Genomic DNA, 14291 nt, shown 5'->3' with positions numbered 1-14291 from the left:
CTATTCGTGGCGGCCCTGCACCCACTGTTCCAGCATTTGCAGGCACATGGCGCGGTCGTCGTCGGAGGCCTTGGCGAAGGCGCGGTTGTAATTTTCCTTGATCCAGGTCTCGTCGGCGCCGGCGCTGTCACGCGCCAGCGTCAGCCACATCAGGCCGCGCGCGGCCTGCCGCGGCAGGCGATCGCCGTTGAACAGCATCTGCCCGAGCAGCGCCTGGGCCTCGTGCTGGCCCTTCTGGGCGGCAAGGCCAAGCCAGCGGGCGCCGTAGCGGAAATCCTCCCGGGAGGCGTCCGGCGTCTTCAGATAGAGCCGGGCGAGATCGTACTGCGCGTCCGCGTTGCCGAAATAGGAGGCGGCATAGGAGAACATCTCCCGCGCCCTGTCAGGATCGGCCTTGATCTTGGAGTTCGGGATGCCGCTCAGATAATAGCGCCCGAGCGCGACAAAGGCATTGGCGACGACCTGCGCCTGCGGCGCCGACGGGCTGTCCTCGGCATGCGCATTGGCGATCCGGGTGAAATATTCGAAGGCGCGCACGTCGTCCTGGGCGACGCCGTCGCCGCTGGCGTACATGCGGCCGAGCTTCCACTGCGCGATCGGGTGACCACCCTCGGCAGCATATTGCAAGGCACTGAGCGAGGTTTCCTGGGTCGCGACCGGCGGCACTGACTTTCGCGCCGCACCCGCGGCACCGGGCAGACTGGTCACGACGGGGATGGTCGCGTCCTTCGGATTGACGGGCGCGCCGTCGAAGGCGAGCGCCGGCGCGGCCAGCGCGGTAGCCCCCAACACAAACGCAACAATGGCACGCCTAGATGTCCGCATAGCACTGTTTCTCGTGCGCGCCGCCCGGATGGGTCACTGCCCCTCCGACCGCTGGTCCAACCTGCTGGGCATACTTCCAGAGCGCACCCGACGTGTGATTAGTCGCGCGAGCGCTCCATTTGGTCTTGCGCTGAGCCAGCTCAGCGTCGCTCAATTTTACGTTAAGGGTACCGGCGTCCGCATCGATCTCGATGATGTCGCCGTCCTCGAGCAGCCCGATCGGGCCCCCGACCGCGGCCTCCGGCCCGACATGGCCGATGCAGAAGCCGCGCGTGGCGCCGGAGAAGCGGCCGTCGGTGATGAGCGCGATCTTGCCGCCCATACCCTGGCCGGTCAGCGCTGCGGTGGTCTGGAGCATCTCCCGCATGCCGGGGCCGCCCTTGGGGCCCTCGTAGCGGATCACGATGACTTCGCCTTCGCGATAGGTGCGCTTCTGGACCGCCTCGAAAGCATCCTCCTCCCGGTCGAAGCACCTGGCCGGACCGGTAAACTTGAGGTTGGACATTCCCGCGACTTTCACGATCGCACCTTCTGGCGCCAAATTGCCCTTCAGACCGACCACACCGCCTGTCACGGTGATGGGCTTGTCTGCCGGGTGCACCACGTCCTGGTGCGGATTCCACTTCACGCTTTTGAGGTTTTCGGCGATCGTTCGACCGGTGACCGTAATGCAGTCGCCGTGGAGAAATCCGTTGTCGAGCAGCGTCTTCATCAGAAGCGGTATGCCACCTACTTCAAACATGTCTTTGGCGACATAACGGCCACCCGGCTTCAAATCCGCGACATAAGGTGTCTTTTTGAAGATTTCGGCGACGTCGAATAAGTCAAACTTAATGCCGGCCTCGTGCGCAATCGCCGGCAGGTGCAGCGCAGCATTGGTCGAGCCGCCTGAAGCCGCGACGACGGCAGCGGCATTCTCGAGCGCCTTGAGGGTGACGATGTCGCGCGGACGGATATTGGACGCGATCAGGTCCATCACCTTCTCGCCCGCGGTCATGCAGAACGCGTCGCGGATCTCGTACGGTGCGGGAGCACCGGCTGAGTAAGGCAGCGCGAGGCCAATGGCCTCCGACACCGTCGCCATTGTGTTGGCGGTGAACTGCGCACCGCAGGCACCCGCCGAGGGGCACGCCACACGCTCGATCTCGTCGAGGTCCTCGTCCGACATGGCGCCGACGGAGTGCTTGCCGACGGCCTCGAACATGTCCTGCACCGTGACCTGCTGCCCGCGGAAATTGCCGGGAAGGATCGAGCCGCCATAGATGAAGATCGACGGCACGTTGAGGCGCACCATCGCCATCATCATGCCCGGCAGCGACTTGTCGCAGCCGGCAAGACCGACCAGCGCATCATAGGCGTGGCCGCGCACGGTCAGCTCGACGGAGTCGGCGATGCATTCGCGCGATGGCAGCGAGGAGCGCATGCCGTCATGGCCCATGGCGATGCCGTCGGTCACGGTGATGGTGCAGAATTCGCGCGGCGTGCCGCCAGCGGATGCGACGCCCTTCTTCACCGCCTGCGCCTGGCGCATCAGGGCGATGTTGCAGGGCGCGGCTTCATTCCAGCACGAGGCGACGCCGACGAAGGGCTGGTGGATCTGCTCGGTGGTCAGACCCATGGCGTAGAAGTAGGAACGATGGGGCGCGCGCGCAGGACCTTCCGTCACGTGACGGCTCGGCAGCCTCTGCTTGATGTTGGCCTTGGCGTCCATCGCGACCAGTTTCCTCAGATCTAGTTTCCTGGCCAACCCTTGTCAGTTCAGGAAACATCAGAGCCAAGATTTGAATCGACCTTGGGATTTCCTGCCGCCAGCAAGGGACCAGCCCGGGCCCCTCAAACATTCGAGTGATTTATTCATGTTCGGGTGTGGCCAAAAAGCGGCGCCGCTGCAAACGACCAGTGGTGAGGGTTAAATCCACCAGCGGTGTGGCTCAGGCAGCACAGTCGTTACCGGGAAGACACGGGTTCGCTTACAGTGATACCCTCGCGAAGATGACATCGCGCAATCTCTGATTTCATGATGCGAGGTGCGCGACCAGTGTTGCGACGGCGCCGCCGGGATCGCGACTGAGTCGGCGTTTGTCGGAGATATGGGCGACAGATGCCGTAGGGTGGGCAAAGGCGCAACGCGCCGTGCCCACCACCTCTTTCCATCGCGAAAAATGCGTGGGCACGCTTCGCTTTGCCCACCCTACGCCGAGCGAGTGGCACGCTGCTGCTTCCCACCGTCCTTGAGTCGAGCCTCAGTTGCATTGACTCGTATAGGGTACCCCCCTATCTTACTGCGATGTCGCATACCATCAAGCACAAGTCGAAGCTCATCGGCCGCGTCCGGCGCATCAAGGGTCAACTTGAAGCCGTCGAGCGCGCACTGGAGTCGGAGATCGGCTGCGCCGACGTGCTGATGCTGGTGGCGTCGGTGAAAGGTGCGATCAGCGGTCTCACCACCGAGCTGCTGGAAGACCACATCCGCCATCATGTCGTGGATCCCGCGCACGAGAAGGATCCGGAGAAGGCCAAGGGCGCCGCCGACCTCATCGACGTCGTCCGAACCTATTTGAAGTGATGAGATGACCGATCTGTCTCACCTGCTCCAGCAGAGCAGCGCGCACGCATGGCTGTTCGTGCCTAGTGCCATCCTGCTCGGCGCGCTGCACGGCCTCGAGCCCGGCCATTCCAAGACGATGATGGCCGCGTTCATCGTCGCTATCAGAGGCACCGTGCTCCAGGCCGTGCTGCTCGGCCTGTCGGCGACCATTTCCCATACCGCTGTTGTCTGGGCGGTCGCGCTCGCGGGCCTTTATTTCGGCCAGGAATTATCAGGCGAACGCAGCGAGGCCTGGCTGCAACTGGTCTCCGCCGCGATCATCATCGGCATCGCCACCTGGATGGTCTGGCGCACCTGGCGGGACCAGAACCGCGAACACGATCATGACCATCATCATCACCACCACGACGAGCCGCAATCGATCTCGCTCGCCGGCTTCGCGCTGCTGCTGGAAGTGTTCGAAGACGGCGTGCCGCCGCGCTGGCGGATCCGGAGCGAGACGGCCGCGCTTCCCGCTGATGGCGACATCAGGGTGACCACCATCCGCGAGGACGGCTCGGAGCAGAGCTTCGCCTTCACTGCAGGGGACGGGTATCTCGAAAGCGTCGATGAAATTCCCGAGCCACATGCGTTCAAGGCGCGCGTCACCCTCGCCGGCGATTCCGCCGAGCTTCTGTTCGAGGAGCACGATCACGACCAGATGGACCTCGGCGACGAAGACGACGCGCATGCGCGCGCCCACGCCGCAGACATCCGCAAGCGCTTTGCCGGGCGCACCGTCACCACCGCGCAGATCATCCTGTTCGGCCTCACCGGCGGATTGATCCCCTGTCCCGCCGCGATCACCGTGCTGCTGCTCTGCCTTCAGCTGAAGCAGTTCAGCCTCGGCTTCGTCCTGGTGCTGTCCTTCGGCATCGGGCTCGCGATCACGATGGTGTCGGCAGGCGTTCTGGCCGCGCTCAGCCTGCGCCACGTCGAACGTCACTGGGGCGGCTTCAGCCGTTACGCCCACCGCGCGCCCTATGTCTCGGCGGCCCTGATCGTCTTCGTCGGCCTCTACACCGGCTGGACAGGCCTGCACGATCTGATGACGTAGCGCCTCGCCGGTCAGCCTTTTGCACTCGCCGTCTTGTCGAGCGCGGCGCGAAGGCCTTTGGCGAGCTTGATCGCGTCGTCGTTGGCCCAGAAGTGCATGAAGAACAGCCGCGGCTGCTCATCCAGCACATATGGCTGTGCAGCGCCGTCACCTCGATGCCGTTCTCCAGCAGCGCCGCGATCACCGGGTTCACCTCATTGTCAGACAGAACGAAGTCGCCGGTGATGGCAGCCTTGCCTCCGCCTGATGGCTGGAAGTTGATGCCGATGGCGACGCCCATCGGCCCGACGGGCGTGAGCGCCATGCCCTGTTGCGTGATCGGATCACGGCGCTTGACGTTGAACTGGTAGACGCCGCCGTTGGCCTGTCCCTTGGTGCCGATGATCTGGTCGAGTTTCGCCGTGTCGAGATCGACCGCGGGCGGCGGGCTCGCCGGCGCGGCAGCGGTCAGTGGCGTCTTGCTTGCGGCGAGTGCGTCATGGATCGCGGCGGCCAGCTTGACGGGGTCGCCATGTCCGGCGACATGCATGTAGAACGTCGCCGGGCTCGCGCGCAGCAGATGGTTGTGCACGGCAGTGATCTCGAGACCGCTCGCGATCATCTTCACCATCACCGGATTGACCTCGGTCTCGAGCAGCACAAGGTCGCCCATGACCATGGCGCCGCCATGCGCCGGCTTGAACGCCACCCAGCCGCCGAGCGCCAGCGCCGGCTTGATCGCGACCCCGTCCAGGGTCACGGACAGATCGCTGCGCGGAAATCCGTAGCGGTGGACATCATCCGTGACGGCGGCCTTGCGGCCGAGCGTTTGGTCGATCGCCTGCCAATTGACGTCATCCGCCCGGGCCGGCGCGATGAATTGCCCGGCGCCCATGACGACTCCCAAGGCGGCGGCCAGCATGATAGCCGCGTGACAGAGTGTACCTCGTCGCATGATCGTTCTCCTGGTCTCACTGCCCCCAGGGTCGAAGCCGTGTTCGGCCCAGGCGTCAGCGGCGCGCGCAGACGCATGCCTCGCAAGACGGATGAGCCGATCTGTCTGATCAATCGAGATGGATGAAGTGGACATGCTGCGCCCTTGGTGATCAGGACGCGATGCTTGGGCATGTCGCCTCGCGGGGAGACCGCATATCCCCGATGCCTGAACTTGAAGCCCGTGGGTCCAGGCTGTCAACGCGTGGATTCAGTCGAGCCAGGAAAAAGATTTTGCAGACCCATTGGAACGAAATCGCTCGTGGGTCTCTCGCGTGAAAGCCGCATCGTGGCGAGCTCACGCTTTGTAATCCCCGATGAGGCGCCGGTGGCGTTCAACCGCAACATGGCTGGCCGGGCTGCAGGATCACGCAGTCCGGCGCGGCGCTGCCGCTGCATGTCGTTTCGCAGCCGCTCACGAGTGCGGCCACCGTCGCCTCCAGCGCGCACAGCTCGGCAATTTTCTTTCTGATCGAACGGAGATGTCGCTCCGCAAACGCCTTCGTCTCGCTACAGGGCAAGCGCCGCTGCACTGACGCAAGGATGTCGCTGATCTCGTCGAGCGAGAAGTCGAGATCACGGCAATGCCTGATCAGGCTGAGCGCCTTGACGTCTTCGGTGCTGTAGACGCGCTGACCGCCCTGTCGCGCTGGCCTCGTGAGCAAGCCGATGCTCTCGTAGTAGCGGACGGTGGGGACGGAGACGCCGGCTGCTTTGGCGAGGACGCCGATTCTCATGGAAGCGCTCACTCTCACTTTTCGCTTGAACCTCAAGTGGCTTGAGGGCGTAGCGATCGGGTCCTGGACGCACAAGCATGAGGAGAATCACATGAGCGTTATCGGACCGTCGTGCAGCCCTCCCTCCGAAACGTCGGCCGGATGCGGCTGCGCGGCGAAGACCGAGCCGGGTGGCGGCAAGGCCGCGGGCATGGCAGTCGCAACGGCTGTTGCGGCTGCGGCATGCGCGGCTTGCTGTGTGCTGCCCTTCACATTGCCTCCCGTCGTGCTCGCCAGCGCGGGCAGCGTGATCGCGGTGCTCGACCATGCGCATGGGTTGATGACAATGCTGTCGATCGCCGTTGTGCTCTGCGCCTGGGGCTGGATCGGGTGGCGATCGCGAACGACGGGCACGAAGATCCGATCGTCGGTGCTGGCAGCGATGTGCGCCGCGACCGTGCTGACGGCAACGGCTGCCCTTTGGCCGGTGATGGAGTATGCCGCCTTCCACGCGCTCGGCGTTGCCAAGAAGCCGAGGGCGCCGATGAGCTGATGGACGGACTCACTATCTTCGGGCTGCTGTCGGTTAGCGCGATGCTGCTGTTCTACGCGTTCGAGCCGCGCGGGCCACTTTACGTACTGGCCTTCGCGGCTGCCTGCGCGCTTAGCGCGGTCTACGGCTTTCTCCAGGGCGCCTGGCCGTTCGGCCTTGTCGAGACGGTGTGGACGGCTGTCGCGTTGCGGCGATGGCGCAAGCTTCAGGCGCGCTGATCGAAACGCGCAAACACTGCGCTCGTCAGGCCACCGAGCAGGGTCCAGAACACCAGGCTCGTCACCGTCACCGCGGTGACGAACTGATGCAGCAGCGATGACGGCACGTTGGTCTCGACATTGGCGAGATCAGGCGCGCCGATCAGATGCGGCAGGGTCAAGAGGATCACGCCTGATATCGCCGCCGGCACCGTGCGGCGGAAGACGATCAAGGCGAGCCCGCCTGCCGTCGCCAGCACGGCGGCGAGCCACCAGATCTGCCGCGACAGCAGCGGCGCTGACGGCACGCCGGGCAGCTCCGGCGGCAGGCCGAGGCCCGGTGCGATGGTGAAGACGGCGAAGCCCGCCAGGCCCCACAGCAGGCCTTCGTGCCAGGACACGCTGGTCCCGGTCGCGCCGCTACGCACGGCGAAGAAGCCGGCCAGAAGCAGCGCGAAGCCGATCGCGGTCAGCACGTTGGCGGCGGCGGTGTAGGCGTTGCGCTCAAACCCGTCGCGCGGCTCCCAGGCGCCGCCATGGTCATGGTCGCCGGCGCCATGGTCATGATCACCATGGTCGTGGGCTGCGTGGTCATGCCCGGCCGCGACCGGCTGCGCCAGGGCGTCGTGGTGGTGCGCGCCCGCCGCCTTCTCGAAGACTTCCGCCTTCAGGATCAGGGGGACGGTGCCGAACTGCTGGACGACGGTGACGAGGAGACCGACGACGAAACCCGAGATGACCGACGCGAAGACGATCGCGCGAAACGTGCTCATGCCATCAAGGTTAGTGGCAGGGGAACGCGTTCGAGTGCCGCACGTCGTGGGCGGCGTTGTGGACGACGTCGATATGGGAGAAGCCGACCATGCCGATCACGAACGCGCCGAGCACCATGGCCATCAGCGCCTGCGACAGCCGTCCCACCTGCCCTGCGGCAACCGGAAGCGTGATCTGGGCCGGGACTTGCGCGTTGGCGAGCTGGGACTGGCTCATGGTCTATTCTCCATTGGCGATTTGCGCCTCTTCTAGCAGCTTCCGGGCGATATCGCGACTGGTAAGATGCAGGCTTGTCCCGGGCAAAATGTCCCTGCGGGCGATCTTGGCGTCGGCGGCCGTGCGAAAGGCGGCCTCAAATCGCCGGAAATAGTCGAGGCAGGCCTCCGGCGTGGGCTTGGTGCCGAGCAACGTCCGGAAAGCGCCCCGGTGCACGGCGCAGATCGCGCCGTGTCCGGCCACGGGAAAGACCAGTGAGGCGATATCGTCGCGCCAACGGGCTTCGCTGCTCAAGCGGTTGCGCGTCCCCGCCCGAGGGAGCCGATCAGGCGGGCGACCTCGCAGACGGCGACGAGGCCCGCGAGCCAGATCGCGCAGGTCAGCCCGATCCGCGAGACGATGGCCGCCGTGAAGGCGCCCTGCCCGCCAAGGAACGGCGTCGCGGCGAACAGCGCAAGCTCATAGGCCGCATAGGCGGCGACGAGGGCAATGGCCAGCGTCAGCGGCGTGCGAAGCTGGGTCAGGATGCGAAGCATCGTCGATGCGGCAGCGGTCGCAACAAGCGCCGCGGCGCCGATCACAAGGCCCCAGGCGATGGTGCCGGCATCAAGGGGATAGTGCAGCGCGCCGAAGCCGATGCATTGGTTCGCCAGCCACGTGGCGGTGACAACCAGCAGCGCCTGACGCTGCGACAGCGCGGCCGCAGCCACGACCGCGAACGCTGCAAACGGCGTGGCACAGGCAAGCGCAAAGCTTGCCAGCGCGCAGGACACAGTCAGCAGCGCAAGGCAGAACAGAGCGACACCATGCGGCGCGACGGGGTGAAGCCTGACATGGTCGGAATGCGGCGGCAGGTTGGTGAGGGCCATGGACAATCTCCCGGCGGCGATCCTACCACATTGTCGGACAACTCCGCCAACCGGCCCCAAGCTGTGGCACGGGCGCGCTATGCTCGCTCTCTCGTTGGTTTGAAGACGGGCGCGCTACGCACGCCCTCTCGCTGGGTGGAAGACGGGCGCGCTACGCACGCCCTCTCGGGCGTTGGGCCTGAGCCCAGGCCGTGGTGACGTCGCGCGGCGGAGCGTCGATCCGCTTGATGGGAGTGAGCTCACCGGAGGCGGAGATGATGGCGGTTTCCTCGCGGCGACAGCGCGGGCAGACAAAGCTGACTTCGTGCGGCTGCGCCGACCAGCTCGAACGTTTGACATTGGCCGCCATGGGCCATGCTTCGCAATGCGAGCACGACACCAGAAACCGACCGGGATCGAGCATACCCATTCCTTAGGTCTCCGCGTCCTGCCGCCCTCCTCTAATGATTAGCCCATGTAAATCGTTCCGGTGCGGAGGCACCGTCAGCCCCAGGGTTCCCCAGTCGCGGCCGGATCATACGAGGTGCCGCGCCCTTGCCTCAGCGCGCACCGTGGAGCGTGCAGGCGGTCGTGCAGGTGACGGTGTTGCCGTGGTCGCAGGCCTTGCAGGCGGCCACGCACTGGTTCATGTCGCGGGGATTGTAGGTGCTGTAGGTGCGCATCGGGCAGAGCGGGGTCGAGCCAGTGACGTCCTGCTCCTGGTCACAGGCTGCCGTCAAAAGCGCAAACAGGGCGACCGCAAGCAGACGCATGGGATGTCCAACCATAGGACGGGTGACGTTCGCGGGCAATATTGCAAGGCAACCTTGCCCCAGGCATTCCCATCGCCGGGAACCGCAACGCGCGAATCCGCGGACCTCATCAAGGATGGGTCTCAATTATTAAGAACGGATTGCGATTGCACGACCTCTCGTAAAGACACCGATGCGGAACATCGTGCCTCGTTCCTGGCCGCAAGCTTCATCCGGGCGTCAGGCGGCAGCCTTGGTCGCGATCGCCAGGCGCATGTCGACCGCGAGCTGACGGTACCGCTCCGAAAGCTTCAGGTAGAATTCGCGCTTGTGGCTGTCGGTCGCAAGCTTGGCAATCAGCTCGCATTCGGCGGTGAGCGTCTCGAAGCGCTCCAGCCTGTCCTCAAGTTCTGTCATCGGCGTGTCCCCGTCAAACGCCTCAGGGACAACAAGCCTAAGCCCGGAAAATGGGTCACGGCCAACATCGTTATAGAGTAGAATCAATTATTCCCGGCGCGGACAGTTATTTGCTGTCCATGCGCCAGGCACCGTCCCAATCGGCCGCCGGCGGCGCGGTCTCGAACTGCACGATGCGCGCGAGCATCGCCTGAGACGGGCCGTCGCCAGGGACGCTCTGCAGCGCCGCATTGAATGCCGAGCGGGCCTCAGTGAAGCGGCAGGCGCGATAGGCGGCAAGCCCTTCGGCGTAGTGCGCGCGCAGCCCTTCCTGCGAGGCGGTGAGCGCACCTGCCCGGCCCATCACCTCGAACACCGGCTGCGGCACGCTCTGGCCGACCACCGCGAGGCGGTCGATCTCGCGCAATTCGAGCCGGGATCCAATCGCCGCGGCGGTCGCGTGCGAGATCAGGATTCGGGTACCGTAGATCTTGTTCACGGCCTCGAGGCGCGAGGCAAGGTTCACGGCATCGCCCATCACCGTAAAGCTCATCATCAGCTCGGAGCCGATGCTGCCGGTCAGGACCTCGCCGGTGGCGATGCCGATGCGCAGGTCGCAGGACACCGGCATGGCCCGGATGCCGAGCAGGTCCGGCAGCTGCTTCTGCAGCGCGGGCACCTGGTCGGCCATGTCGATGGCGGACAGGCCCGCGAGCAGCGCCTGCTCGTCCTCCTCGATGAAGGGCGGGCCCCAATAGGACATGATGGCATCGCCGATATATTTGTCGATGACGCCGCGGTTGTTGCGGATCGGACCGGACATCAACGTGAAATAGTGGTTCATGACCTTGACGAGGCCGCGCGGGGTCATGCCCTCGCTCATCGCGGTGAAGCCGCTCATGTCGCAGAACATGATGGTCATGACCCGACGCTGGCCGTCGACGGCGACCTCCGGCCGGTCGATCAGGCCCTGCACCACCTTGGGATCGATGTAGCGGCCAAAGGTCTCGCGGATCCGCTCGTTGTGGCGCAGCTGCTCGATCATGCGGTTGAAGGCGGCGGCGAGCTCGCCGATCTCGTCCTGGGTCGAGACGGTGATGCTCTTGTCGAAGCGGCCGGCCTCGACCTCGCGGGCACCGGCGAGCAGCAGCCGCACGGGCCTTGTGATGCCGCCGGAGACAAGCAGCGCAAAGGCAAATCCGACGACCGCGGCGAGCAGCGTTACGACGCCGGAGATGATGATCGCCTGTCGCTGGTGGCCGACCACCGTCGAGGTGCTCGCATAGACCTGCTTGAGCATGTCGGTGCGGACCGTATCGATCCGCTGGTTGAACTGATCGCGCAGCGCATCGATGTGCTCCAGCGTGCTGCGTGCCTCCGGCATCTGCTTGGCGTCGATCTGCTTGAGCAGTTTGGCGTGGTCCTCGTTCATGCCCTGGCGCAGCTCGGTCACGGCGGTCTCGATGCGGGTGTCGATCCGCGCCAGCGCGGCATTGTCCGACGGCGTCCTCGGATCCTCGATGATCGCGTTGATGAGCTTTTGCGCGGCCGACGTCTCTTCGTCGATCTTGCGGTCGGCTTCCTCGAACTCCTTCAGGCGGGCCGCATAGGCCTGCTCGTCCGAGGAATCCTGCATCTTCGCCATGACCATCCGCCGCAACGCCACCGACCGCTCCAGCGAGCGGATGTTGGCCCGCGCCAGATCACCATAGGCCGGGATGTAGCGGTTGGTCAGCTCGTCCAGGAGAATGCCGACCTGGCTCGACATCACCATCGACAGGATCGAGGTGATCAGCATCAGGACGATCAATCCGAGGGCGATGCCGACGATCTTGCGCCGGATCGACTGGTTGAAAAGCGGCATGAGATGCGGGCAAAGGCTGAAGAAGGATCTTTGGAACCCTCAATACACCGGATTTTCGCTGGGGAACACGCGCAATCGGGCCGGTTTGGCGCCCAGCGCTGCCCGCAACCGTTGCGCGAGTCCCATTTGTTAATAAAGGTTAAGGAACTGCCACTGCCGCCGTTTCTGAAGTTCCGCGAGTTCCAATCCGTATTTTGCCGCATTGTTGAACGAGCGTGAGGAATGCGAAACGATGCCACGGCATCGTTTTGGTGTCGTTCTTGATTCTCAAGCCGCATGTCGTCGCGGACCTTGGTTTGTAGTGGTTTCGCAGGGGGACCATCGAATGAACCAGTGCCTACGCTCGCTCGCGTGTGTCGTTGCCGTGGCCGCTTTGGCCCTCCTTCCCACCGGGCTGGCGGCGAAGAGCGGTCACAAATCATCCGCGTCGAAACCGTCTTCGTCCAAGAAGACGCACGAAGCGAAAACCGGCAAGCAACGGCATGCTGCATCCGGCAAGCACCGCAAACATGCCGAGGCCAGGCGCAAGTCGAAGAAGCGGGACGAGCCCACGGACAAGCCCGCGCCGCCGGCGCTGACCGGTGACCTCGCCGCGCTGAAGGATGCGATCGACCTCGCGCGCAAGGGCAAGACCGACGATGCGACCGCGGCGCGCGACCGCATTGCCGATCCCGCCGGACAAAAGCTCGCCGACTGGTTCATGCTGCGCCATTCCGAGAGCACCGCCCCCTTCAAGCGCTACGCCGCCTTCCTCGCCGCCAATCCGGATTGGCCGAGCGCCGTGCTGCTGCGCAAGCGCGCCGAGGCGCGGCTGTGGCAGGAGAAGAGCGACGCGGCAACCGTCCACGCCTTCACGATGGACCGCCCGATCAGCGCCAAGGGCAATTTCGCGCTCGCGCGCGCGCTGTTCGCCGAGGGCGACAACGACGGGGCGACGCGCCTCGTGCGCGAGGCCTGGCGCTCGGACGAACTGTCCGAGCGCAGCGAGGAGGATTCCTACGAAGCGTTCCACGATTTGTTGCGGCCCGAAGACCATCGCGCCCGGATGGACAAGCGCCTCGGCGCCAAGGACTATGCCGGCGCAAGGCGCGCCGCAAAACGTCTTGGCGAAGATTTCCTCGCGATCGTCAAGGCCTGCGCCGCCGTCAACGGCAAGGAGAACAAGGCCAAGGATTATCTCGAGGACGTGCCTCAAGACGCGCGCCGCGATCTCGGCTATGTGCTGTGCCGCGCACAATGGCACCTTCAGAAGGACCACATCGACGATGCAGCCGAGGTGATCCTGGCTGCCGCACCCGAGACGATGGCGGCGCAGGACACAGACGCATGGTGGCGCGAGCGCCGCCTGCTCGCGCGAAAGCTGCTCGACCAGGGCAAGTTCCAGACCGCCTACGACGTGGTGCGCGCAGCCACGGTGCCGGCGATGGAGGTCTACCGCGTCGACTATCACTTCATGTGCGGCTGGATCGCGCTGCGCTATCTCGACGATCCCAAAACCGCGATGATGCACTTCGCCTCCATCGACGAGGGATCGCCCAATCCACTGGCGCTGTCGCGAGGCCATTACTGGCGCGGCCGTGCGGCCGAGGCAATGGGCGCCGTCGCCGACGCGCAAGCGAGCTACAAGGCCGCCGCGCGCTATCCGACCGCCTATTACGGCCAGCTCGCCCGTGCGCGGCTCGGCCTCGAGGGGCTGGAGCTGCGCACCCCCTCGCCCGTGCTGGCCGCCGCCGACACGCAGGCGGCAGATGAGCGCGTGCGCGCCGCCGACATGCTCTATGCCATCGGCGAACGCGATATGGTGTTCTACTACGCCGAGGATTTCGCCCAGGAGAGCACCGACGCCGCCGCGCTCGCGGCGCTTGGCGAGCTCGCCGGCCAGCGCAACGATGCGCGCGTGATGCTGGAGGTCGGCAAGTCGGCGTTGGCCCACGGCCTCGCGCTCGACCACTACGCCTTCCCGACCATCGGCATCCCCGAGCACAAGCAGGTCGCACCAGCGATCGAGACCAGCGTGATCTATTCGGTGGCGCGCACCGAGAGCTCGTTCAACCAGCGCGACAAGTCGTCCGCCAATGCGGTCGGCCTGATGCAGGTGACGCCGGAAGCCGGCCGCGACACGGCCAAGCGCTTCGGCGTGACCTATGACTGGGACAAGATGGTCTCCGACCCCGTCTACAACACGCAGATGGGTGCGGCCGAGCTCAGCGCGCTGCTGTCGGAATATCGCGGCAACCAGATCATGACTTTCGCCGGCTACAATGCCGGCCGCGGCCGCGTGCGTGAATGGGTGCAGGCGCATGGCGACCCCAGAGATCCCAAGATCGATCCGGTCGACTGGGTCGAGCGCATCCCGTTGTCCGAGACACGCAACTACGTCCAGCGGGTGATGGAGAACGTGCTGGTGTATCGCGCCCGCTTCGAAGGCAGCGGCGCTGTCGCCGGCAAGACCGATCAGCGCGTGGTGACGCAGGAACTCAACGCAACGGCACCCGTGGCAGCCGCAGCACCCGCTCCCTAACCGGCGCCACCGG

16 protein-coding genes and 1 pseudogene are annotated in these 14291 nt (G+C 65.2%); 5 read left to right on the top strand and 12 right to left on the bottom strand.

Going from position 1 to position 14291, the window contains the following annotated elements; genetic code table 11:
• Both XH80_RS26840 and ilvD read right to left on the bottom strand, forming a co-directional pair.
• The gene (locus XH80_RS26840; RefSeq protein WP_271601163.1) at window positions 1-825 is read right to left on the bottom strand and encodes a tetratricopeptide repeat protein; all 825 of its coding nucleotides are present in this window, start codon (window positions 823-825) and stop codon (window positions 1-3) included.
• A complete protein-coding gene (gene ilvD / locus XH80_RS26835) occupies window positions 812-2536 on the bottom strand; it encodes a dihydroxy-acid dehydratase (RefSeq protein WP_271601162.1) in 1725 nt (574 codons plus the stop codon). The genes XH80_RS26840 and ilvD overlap by 14 nt, the downstream gene beginning before the upstream one ends.
• 576 nt (window positions 2537-3112) lie before the next feature.
• On the opposite strand from ilvD, the gene XH80_RS26830 reads away from it, so the two are divergent.
• Both XH80_RS26830 and XH80_RS26825 read left to right on the top strand, forming a co-directional pair.
• The gene (locus tag XH80_RS26830; RefSeq protein WP_063706516.1) at window positions 3113-3391 is read left to right on the top strand and encodes a metal/formaldehyde-sensitive transcriptional repressor; all 279 of its coding nucleotides are present in this window, start codon (window positions 3113-3115) and stop codon (window positions 3389-3391) included.
• A 4-nt stretch (window positions 3392-3395) separates the two neighbouring features.
• Entirely contained in the window at window positions 3396-4469 is a 1074-nt protein-coding gene (locus XH80_RS26825; protein WP_271601161.1) for a nickel/cobalt efflux transporter, read from the top strand.
• Window positions 4470-4480: 11 nt separating this feature from the next.
• Here XH80_RS26825 and XH80_RS26820 read toward each other — a convergent pair.
• Both XH80_RS26820 and XH80_RS26815 read right to left on the bottom strand, forming a co-directional pair.
• Window positions 4481-5343: pseudogene (locus XH80_RS26820) on the bottom strand (DUF1259 domain-containing protein).
• A 433-nt stretch (window positions 5344-5776) separates the two neighbouring features.
• Window positions 5777-6178, bottom strand: a complete 402-nt coding sequence (locus tag XH80_RS26815) for a MerR family transcriptional regulator (RefSeq protein ID WP_220005673.1) — start codon at window positions 6176-6178, stop codon at window positions 5777-5779.
• 91 nt (window positions 6179-6269) lie between these two features.
• On the opposite strand from XH80_RS26815, the gene XH80_RS26810 reads away from it, so the two are divergent.
• Both XH80_RS26810 and XH80_RS26805 read left to right on the top strand, forming a co-directional pair.
• Window positions 6270-6710 carry a hypothetical protein gene (locus XH80_RS26810; RefSeq protein ID WP_271601160.1) on the top strand — a complete coding sequence of 147 codons (441 nt, stop codon included), beginning with the start codon at window positions 6270-6272 and terminating at the stop codon, window positions 6708-6710.
• A complete protein-coding gene (locus XH80_RS26805; RefSeq protein ID WP_271601159.1) occupies window positions 6710-6928 on the top strand; it encodes a hypothetical protein in 219 nt (72 codons plus the stop codon). Before XH80_RS26810 ends, XH80_RS26805 begins: the two co-directional genes overlap by 1 nt.
• Here the strand turns inward: XH80_RS26805 and XH80_RS26800 are convergent.
• From XH80_RS26800 to XH80_RS26765, 8 genes are all read right to left on the bottom strand, one after another.
• Entirely contained in the window at window positions 6916-7680 is a 765-nt protein-coding gene (locus XH80_RS26800) for a CbtA family protein (protein WP_271601158.1), read from the bottom strand. The genes XH80_RS26805 and XH80_RS26800 overlap by 13 nt on opposite strands.
• A 10-nt stretch (window positions 7681-7690) precedes the next feature.
• A complete protein-coding gene (locus tag XH80_RS26795) occupies window positions 7691-7897 on the bottom strand; it encodes a CbtB domain-containing protein (protein WP_220005677.1) in 207 nt (68 codons plus the stop codon).
• Between the two features lie 3 nt (window positions 7898-7900).
• A complete protein-coding gene (locus XH80_RS26790; RefSeq protein WP_271601157.1) occupies window positions 7901-8191 on the bottom strand; it encodes a hypothetical protein in 291 nt (96 codons plus the stop codon).
• Complete coding sequence (locus XH80_RS26785; RefSeq protein WP_271601156.1) at window positions 8188-8766, bottom strand: hypothetical protein; 579 nt, start codon at window positions 8764-8766, stop codon at window positions 8188-8190. The genes XH80_RS26790 and XH80_RS26785 overlap by 4 nt, the downstream gene beginning before the upstream one ends.
• 151 nt (window positions 8767-8917) lie before the next feature.
• A complete protein-coding gene (locus XH80_RS26780) occupies window positions 8918-9175 on the bottom strand; it encodes a hypothetical protein (protein WP_057755853.1) in 258 nt (85 codons plus the stop codon).
• Window positions 9176-9305: 130 nt separating this feature from the next.
• Window positions 9306-9518, bottom strand: coding sequence for a hypothetical protein (locus XH80_RS26775; protein WP_271601155.1), 213 nt, complete (start codon window positions 9516-9518; stop codon window positions 9306-9308).
• 219 nt (window positions 9519-9737) lie between these two features.
• Window positions 9738-9914: a hypothetical protein gene (locus tag XH80_RS26770; protein ID WP_167354011.1), complete on the bottom strand. Its 177-nt coding sequence runs from the start codon at window positions 9912-9914 to the stop codon at window positions 9738-9740.
• A gap of 106 nt (window positions 9915-10020) precedes the next feature.
• Window positions 10021-11757, bottom strand: a complete 1737-nt coding sequence (locus XH80_RS26765; protein ID WP_271601154.1) for an adenylate/guanylate cyclase domain-containing protein — start codon at window positions 11755-11757, stop codon at window positions 10021-10023.
• A 325-nt stretch (window positions 11758-12082) separates the two neighbouring features.
• Between XH80_RS26765 and XH80_RS26760 the strand changes: the two genes are divergently transcribed.
• The gene (locus XH80_RS26760; protein ID WP_271601153.1) at window positions 12083-14278 is read left to right on the top strand and encodes a lytic transglycosylase domain-containing protein; all 2196 of its coding nucleotides are present in this window, start codon (window positions 12083-12085) and stop codon (window positions 14276-14278) included.
• The last annotated feature ends 13 nt before the right edge of the window (window positions 14279-14291 follow it).

This window comes from Bradyrhizobium sp. CCBAU 45384 (genome assembly GCF_028128665.1).
Taxonomy (GTDB): domain Bacteria; phylum Pseudomonadota; class Alphaproteobacteria; order Rhizobiales; family Xanthobacteraceae; genus Bradyrhizobium; species Bradyrhizobium manausense.
The sequence above is the reverse complement of the archived record's forward strand: the minus strand, read 5'-3'. Positions and strand labels throughout refer to the sequence as shown.

Bases quoted from the DNA above. Each gene is read 5' to 3' on its own strand.
- XH80_RS26800 (WP_271601158.1), bottom strand. From the start codon at position 7,680: ATGAGCACGTTTCGCGCGATCGTCTTCGCGTCGGTCATCTCGGGTTTC.
- XH80_RS26805 (WP_271601159.1), top strand. From the start codon at position 6,710: ATGGACGGACTCACTATCTTCGGGCTGCTGTCGGTTAGCGCGATGCTG.
- XH80_RS26765 (WP_271601154.1), bottom strand. From the start codon at position 11,757: ATGCCGCTTTTCAACCAGTCGATCCGGCGCAAGATCGTCGGCATCGCC.
- XH80_RS26760 (WP_271601153.1), top strand. From the start codon at position 12,083: ATGAACCAGTGCCTACGCTCGCTCGCGTGTGTCGTTGCCGTGGCCGCT.
- XH80_RS26785 (WP_271601156.1), bottom strand. From the start codon at position 8,766: ATGGCCCTCACCAACCTGCCGCCGCATTCCGACCATGTCAGGCTTCAC.
- XH80_RS26795 (WP_220005677.1), bottom strand. From the start codon at position 7,897: ATGAGCCAGTCCCAGCTCGCCAACGCGCAAGTCCCGGCCCAGATCACG.
- XH80_RS26840 (WP_271601163.1), bottom strand. From the start codon at position 825: ATGCGGACATCTAGGCGTGCCATTGTTGCGTTTGTGTTGGGGGCTACC.
- XH80_RS26810 (WP_271601160.1), top strand. From the start codon at position 6,270: ATGAGCGTTATCGGACCGTCGTGCAGCCCTCCCTCCGAAACGTCGGCC.
- XH80_RS26780 (WP_057755853.1), bottom strand. From the start codon at position 9,175: ATGGGTATGCTCGATCCCGGTCGGTTTCTGGTGTCGTGCTCGCATTGC.
- XH80_RS26815 (WP_220005673.1), bottom strand. From the start codon at position 6,178: ATGAGAATCGGCGTCCTCGCCAAAGCAGCCGGCGTCTCCGTCCCCACC.
- XH80_RS26830 (WP_063706516.1), top strand. From the start codon at position 3,113: ATGTCGCATACCATCAAGCACAAGTCGAAGCTCATCGGCCGCGTCCGG.
- XH80_RS26770 (WP_167354011.1), bottom strand. From the start codon at position 9,914: ATGACAGAACTTGAGGACAGGCTGGAGCGCTTCGAGACGCTCACCGCC.
- XH80_RS26825 (WP_271601161.1), top strand. From the start codon at position 3,396: ATGACCGATCTGTCTCACCTGCTCCAGCAGAGCAGCGCGCACGCATGG.
- XH80_RS26775 (WP_271601155.1), bottom strand. From the start codon at position 9,518: ATGCGTCTGCTTGCGGTCGCCCTGTTTGCGCTTTTGACGGCAGCCTGT.
- ilvD (WP_271601162.1), bottom strand. From the start codon at position 2,536: ATGGACGCCAAGGCCAACATCAAGCAGAGGCTGCCGAGCCGTCACGTG.